General features: G+C 45.2%; 1 pseudogene. It reads left to right on the forward strand.

Going from position 1 to position 378, the window contains the following annotated elements:
* Positions 1-119 precede the first annotated feature (119 nt).
* A pseudogene (locus SB772_RS39355) lies at positions 120-378 on the forward strand (hypothetical protein); the annotation flags it as partial.

The following is a 378-nucleotide window of genomic DNA, read 5'->3' on the forward strand; positions in this document are numbered from 1 at the left end:
TACTGAATACGATGTCGATAGCCGCACTATAAAAAGTGCTTTTATCGGCTACCAATTAGCCGACACGTATTACGACTTGCAAGCTAATTACCGTGTTGATGATAATTCCCAATATGGCAATGAAAGCACCTACAATATATGTACAGGACTTCATCAATGACATCACCGGTACTGATGGTGACAATGGACAATCTGCCTTTGAGACCTGGGAAGCCTTACCAGGCAATACTGGCTTGACCGTACAAGACTTTATTGATTCGCTAAAAGGCGACACTGGTGCCTCCGCCTATGAAGTATGGGAAGGGTTGGCTGGTAACGCTGGTAAGACTGAAGCGGAGTTTATTGAAGCCATTACCGGTCCACAAGGTATTGCAGGTG

It is taken from the genome of Paraburkholderia sp. SIMBA_030 (assembly GCF_046535245.1).
Lineage (GTDB): Bacteria > Pseudomonadota > Gammaproteobacteria > Burkholderiales > Burkholderiaceae > Paraburkholderia.